Annotated in this window: 4 protein-coding genes; 3 read left to right on the top strand and 1 reads right to left on the bottom strand. The window is 53.7% G+C overall.

Annotated elements, in window-relative coordinates:
• Positions 1 to 735: 735 nt before the first annotated feature.
• The gene (locus tag OHL23_RS28520; protein WP_263355496.1) at positions 736 to 2,022 is read left to right on the top strand and encodes a glycosyltransferase family 4 protein; all 1,287 of its coding nucleotides are present in this window, start codon (positions 736 to 738) and stop codon (positions 2,020 to 2,022) included.
• A gap of 89 nt (positions 2,023 to 2,111) precedes the next feature.
• On the opposite strand, the gene OHL23_RS28515 is transcribed toward OHL23_RS28520, so the two are convergent.
• Positions 2,112 to 2,369: an acyl carrier protein gene (locus OHL23_RS28515; protein WP_263355495.1), complete on the bottom strand. Its 258-nt coding sequence runs from the start codon at positions 2,367 to 2,369 to the stop codon at positions 2,112 to 2,114.
• A 424-nt stretch (positions 2,370 to 2,793) separates the two neighbouring features.
• Between OHL23_RS28515 and OHL23_RS28510 the strand changes: the two genes are divergently transcribed.
• Together OHL23_RS28510 and OHL23_RS28505 are read left to right on the top strand one after the other, a co-directional pair.
• Positions 2,794 to 3,393, top strand: coding sequence for an acyltransferase (locus OHL23_RS28510; RefSeq protein ID WP_263355494.1), 600 nt, complete (start codon positions 2,794 to 2,796; stop codon positions 3,391 to 3,393).
• 216 nt (positions 3,394 to 3,609) lie between these two features.
• Complete coding sequence (locus tag OHL23_RS28505; RefSeq protein WP_263355493.1) at positions 3,610 to 4,422, top strand: 2OG-Fe(II) oxygenase; 813 nt, start codon at positions 3,610 to 3,612, stop codon at positions 4,420 to 4,422.
• Positions 4,423 to 4,845 lie beyond the last annotated feature (423 nt).

The raw sequence follows: 4,845 nt of genomic DNA, 5'->3' as shown, positions 1-4,845 counted from the left end.
ACATTCACTGGGAACAGTCCGATCCGCATCCCATCGTCATCGGCGCTGCATTCCTACTTCGCAAACTCACACAAGTCCTTGAATGACACATCAATCCAATATCCGATGCCCCGGAAACGAAAAACTGCCGGAGGTAGAACCCATAGCTTTGGACAAGCGATTGATCCAAGTATAGCCGCTGCATTCTGCCACAGAGAATTGGCTACCGCTGAAGTTGTACACTCGCTCCACGCATGTGCAATCTCCCCTCCTCTGGTGAATCCTACGTCAGATCCTGGCAGCATAAAGTTTGGTCCAGAACATTCGAATTTGGACAGGGCAACTCCGGCTTTGCTGCGGAAGTTCGGTACAGTTTGGATTAATCCGCCCAATTCTATGAACTCTGCGTGATAATAAGGGAGTCACTCTATGCCGAATTCCAGACATGTCTACATGGTGTTTTCACCACGTTCTCTGAGCTATTTCCGGAGTACGCCAGAGGGGCGGCTTCGTAAATACATTAAGACGACAGAACCTTGCGGTGAGTTGAAACGCTTTTATGCAGCCGGTGAAGCAAAGCAGTGGCTGAACGCTGCGCGGGGGTGGGGCTGCCGGACGGCCACGCCGCGCATTCTGCGCTTGGCCACGTGCTGACGTTTGTGGAATTGACACCCACCCATTAGGTGTTGGAACTGCGTTGAAACGGGTGCTGCAATCGTTACGGTACTACTCCATCTTTCGTACAGCGGAGTCCATATGCGAATCTGTATTGTCGCCGAACATGCCTCGAAGAAATTCGGCGGAGAGGCCGTTCTTCCAGTCCATTATTTTCGTCTGTTGCGGTCCCTCGGTGTCGAAAGCTGGATGGTTGTCCACGCGAGAACGCAAAACGAGCTGACAGAACTGTTTCCTGATGACATTGACCGTATTCTGTTTGTCCCGGATCTCTGGATTCACAAGCTCTTCAATTATCTGAGCGGCTATCTGCCGAGACGTCTGTCTATGTCAACTCTAGGGCTCTTGAGTCAGGTCATCACGCAATTCTGTCAGAAGGAAATTGTGCGCCGTCTGATCCGGGACAAGCAGATCAACTTGATTCACCAGCCAATACCAGTCGCTCCGAAATATCCCTCTGTCCTGTATGGCCTGGGCGTACCCGTGGTGATAGGGCCGCTGAACGGCGGAATGCAATATCCGCCGGCTTTCCGTAGCGCCGAGCCATGGATCGCACGGGCAGGGGTTGCTATAGCCGCGCGATTCGTCAATTTGGTGCATGGCCTGCTTCCAGGCAAAAGGCGGGCGGATGTAGTTCTTGTGGCAAACGAACGGACGCGTCTGGCTCTGCCATCGGGGATTCGTGGCAGAGTCATTGAGCTGGTGGAAAACGGGATCGACTTCAGCGTCTGGCAGGGCAGCTCCGTCAGTGTCGAGAGTTCGACCGCTCGCTTCGTCTTCCTCGGACGCCTAGTGGATTTGAAAAGCGTGGACGTAGTCATTCGAGCGCTGAAGGCGGTTCCTCTGGCGGAACTCGAAGTCATTGGCGACGGACCCATGCGCGAGCCATGGCAAAAGCTTGCTGACGAATTGGGGGTGAAGGAGCGCGTTCATTTTACCGGCTGGCTGCCACAGGAGCAGTGCGCGGCACGCCTGCAAACCGCTCTTGCGCTGGTTCTGCCAAGCATCATTGAATGCGGTGGCGCCGTGGTTCTGGAGTCCATGGCCATGGGCAAGCCAGTAATTGCCACTCGCTGGGGTGGCCCGGTGGACTATCTGGACGAATCGAGCGGGATACTCGTCGCGCCAACAAGCTATCAAGATATGGTGGACGGCTTCGCCGAGGCGATGGGGAAGCTGATCGCCTCCCCCGAACTCGCGCAATCCATGGGGATCGCTGGACGCAAAAGAGCGCTTCGCGATTTTGATTGGCAGCACAAGATCGATCAGATGATCGGTATCTACCGCTCGCTGCTGGAGAAATCGGATGTCTCCATGACGCTGGAAGATCACCCGGCGTCTCCCGCCGCACTGTCTGAGCACCGTTGAAGCCATTTCTGGCTGCATAGCTTCTCTTTGCTGGAATGCCGGGTTGACGGTTCGGGATTGTCTAATTGCTCGCCTTCTGGAAGGGACGTTCAACGAGCCAGCGACTTTTCCAATACCAGGTCGACGAGGTCACCTACGGTTTTGAGCTTCTGCAGATCGGCGAGGTTGAACTTTACCTTGAAACGGCGTTGTACTAACTCGATGACTTCGATGTGAGCAAGAGAGTCCCAGTTTGGAGTGTTGAGCGCGTTCGAGTCGCGGGTAAGTTCAATGTCAGGTTCATTGAGCACGTCTTCGAAAATCGGTCGGAGGCCGGCGAGGATAGTATCTGCGGTCAAATCAGCCATTCGTATGCTCCCTTACCTTGATGTGTTTGTGTGTGCAGTGTAGTTGTGCAACTCGAAGATAGAGACGCTAAGGGCCGCGATCTTGACGTAGCAGGAGGTGAAATTGAGCATAAGCAATGTTATACCGGCACAAGCCTTCTCGATTGCACGGTACGATAGCGTGACGAGAAGCGCCACGGCGGAATGCTATCCTTGATTTTTCTAAACATGCTTTGAGGGAAACTTGGCCGCGCCGTGATGTTGCGGCACGATGAGGCTCTTGTCCACGCGCATGCCGTGTCGGATCCTGGCATCGGTTGATGCCAGGAAGGCACGCCCGTAACCGCCTTTTTGAATCGCCGCGGATTATTTGGCGGCCAGGAAATTTCGCGTTGGTTTATTGTGCAATGGAAGGCTCATTGTTACAACTCGAGGAGATAAGTAAATGATCAGGGGACTCATTCGCAGGATAGCCTTCCGCACCGGGCGGTTGCATGGCTTGTACCTCCGCATATGTCGTCCTTTGGGCGATGAATATGCGCGTTTTCTGAGAGCCAGGAAGACCTTTCAATCGCAGGGTGAGTTTTGTTACATCATGCCCACATCGGTCTTCACCGATCCCAAGTATGTAGAGATTGGTAACAACGTGCAGATGGCGACGTGCACGGTATTTGGGCATGATGGTTCAGTGGCGATGTTGAATCGTGCGTACGGAGTGATTCTGGATAGCGTGGGCCCTGTGCGACTGAAGGACAACGTCTTCATCGGTCATAACGCAATCGTGATGCCGAATGTCACGATCGGACCCAATGCGATTGTGGCTGCCGGGGCGCTGGTCACGCGGGATGTTCCTGAGGGCAAGATCGTCAGCGGCGTTCCGGCCAAGGTGGTGGGAAGCGTTGAGACGCTGGTGGCCTTTCGCGAGTCGCAGACGCGTGATCTGCCTTGGGTAGAACTGCTGATGGCGCGTGGCGTGTCGGGCTATGATCCGCAGTTTGAGCCTGAGTTGCAGGCGAGACGGATCGCGCACTTCTTCCGCCGGTAGCGTAGATATGCACTGCGCCTCCTAATGAACTGATCATGCAGCGGGCCATGCGAATGACCGTTTTGTGTGATTGCTTTATGCCGCTGAATGGACCTCAAGTGCCCATTTTTGGTGCTGTTTTTCGCGGTCTTCCACTATGGTAAACTGCGTTTACAGAAAAATTAACAGCGGCGCAGGCGGTCTTGTTTAGCCTCATGAGGGATGGAGATACTAGAGATGAGCGTTCTATTCAACGACGAATACCTGGCCAAACTTCAAGGGCTAGCTAAGGAGAAGGCGGCCGAATACAAGGCCAACAAACCCTTCCCGCATATATATATTGACAACTTCCTTCCGATAGAAGCGGCCGAGGCTGCTCTTCGCGATTTTCCGCAGCCTAAGCAATTGGATTGGGGTGCTTTTTCGGGTCAAAATGAGAAGAAGTTGGCATTCGATGTCGCGGAGAAGCTTCCCGATTCTATTCGAGACGTACTTTACTTCTTGAATAGCCGCCCGATGGTGCAGTTTCTTGAAGTTCTGACCGGAATCGAGGGCGTGATCCCGGACCCATATTTTTTGGGCGGCGGTTTGCATCAGATTGAACGTGGCGGCCACTTGGAAGTTCATGCTGACTTTAACTACCATAAGAAGCTGAATCTCGATCGCCGGCTGAACGTGCTCGTCTATATGAACAAGGACTGGAAAGAAGAGTATGGGGGCCACTTCGAACTGTGGAACCGGGAAATGACGCACGCGGAGCAAAAAATTCTCCCGATCTTCAACCGATGCGCCATCTTCAGCACAACCAGCTTTTCCTACCACGGGCATCCGACGCCTCTTGCCTGCCCCCCGGATCGAACCCGCAAATCTATGGCAACCTACTATTACTCCAACGGTCGACCCGAGGAAGAAGTCGCCGGGGACCATACCACGCTCTTCCAACAGCGCCCGGGAACCGAAATACCCGCTGCTCAACATACTGTCAAGAGAGTTTTGCACGCGATCACGCCACCGATCATCTGGGATGCTGCGAAGAAAATTCGCAACTGAGTGAAGATTTGATGTCGAATCCTTCTGCGTAAGCGTTTGGTCCTTGGGATGACGAAACGCTTACTCTGTCAATGCCTTTAATTCTCTTTATTCTGTTGTTCGAGCCGAGGCAGCGCCGAGCAGTCGCCATTCTCGTAGCTTATGCAGCGATGGTTGATTCCAGGGATCATAGACTAAATAGTTGCGCCGGAGGTGGCATCGGAGATGCTCACCTCCGGCGCGGAGGTATAAGAATATCGGCGTGGTGGTCCGCGTCGGCTTATTCTGCGCCAAATGTCCAGCTATCAATGTATACGTCATCCAGGAATGTTGCGGTACCGCCGCCAAATCCTACGTAAGCAATCGGCCCGTTGCCGTTCTGGACAACTGTTCCAATCGATGGGTTAGTCGGCCAGCTTTGCTGATAGTTTGCATGGGTGACCA

Source organism: Acidicapsa acidisoli, from assembly GCF_025685625.1.
GTDB classification, from domain to species: domain Bacteria; phylum Acidobacteriota; class Terriglobia; order Terriglobales; family Acidobacteriaceae; genus Acidicapsa; species Acidicapsa acidisoli.
This window is presented reverse-complemented; position numbering and strand designations above follow the sequence as displayed.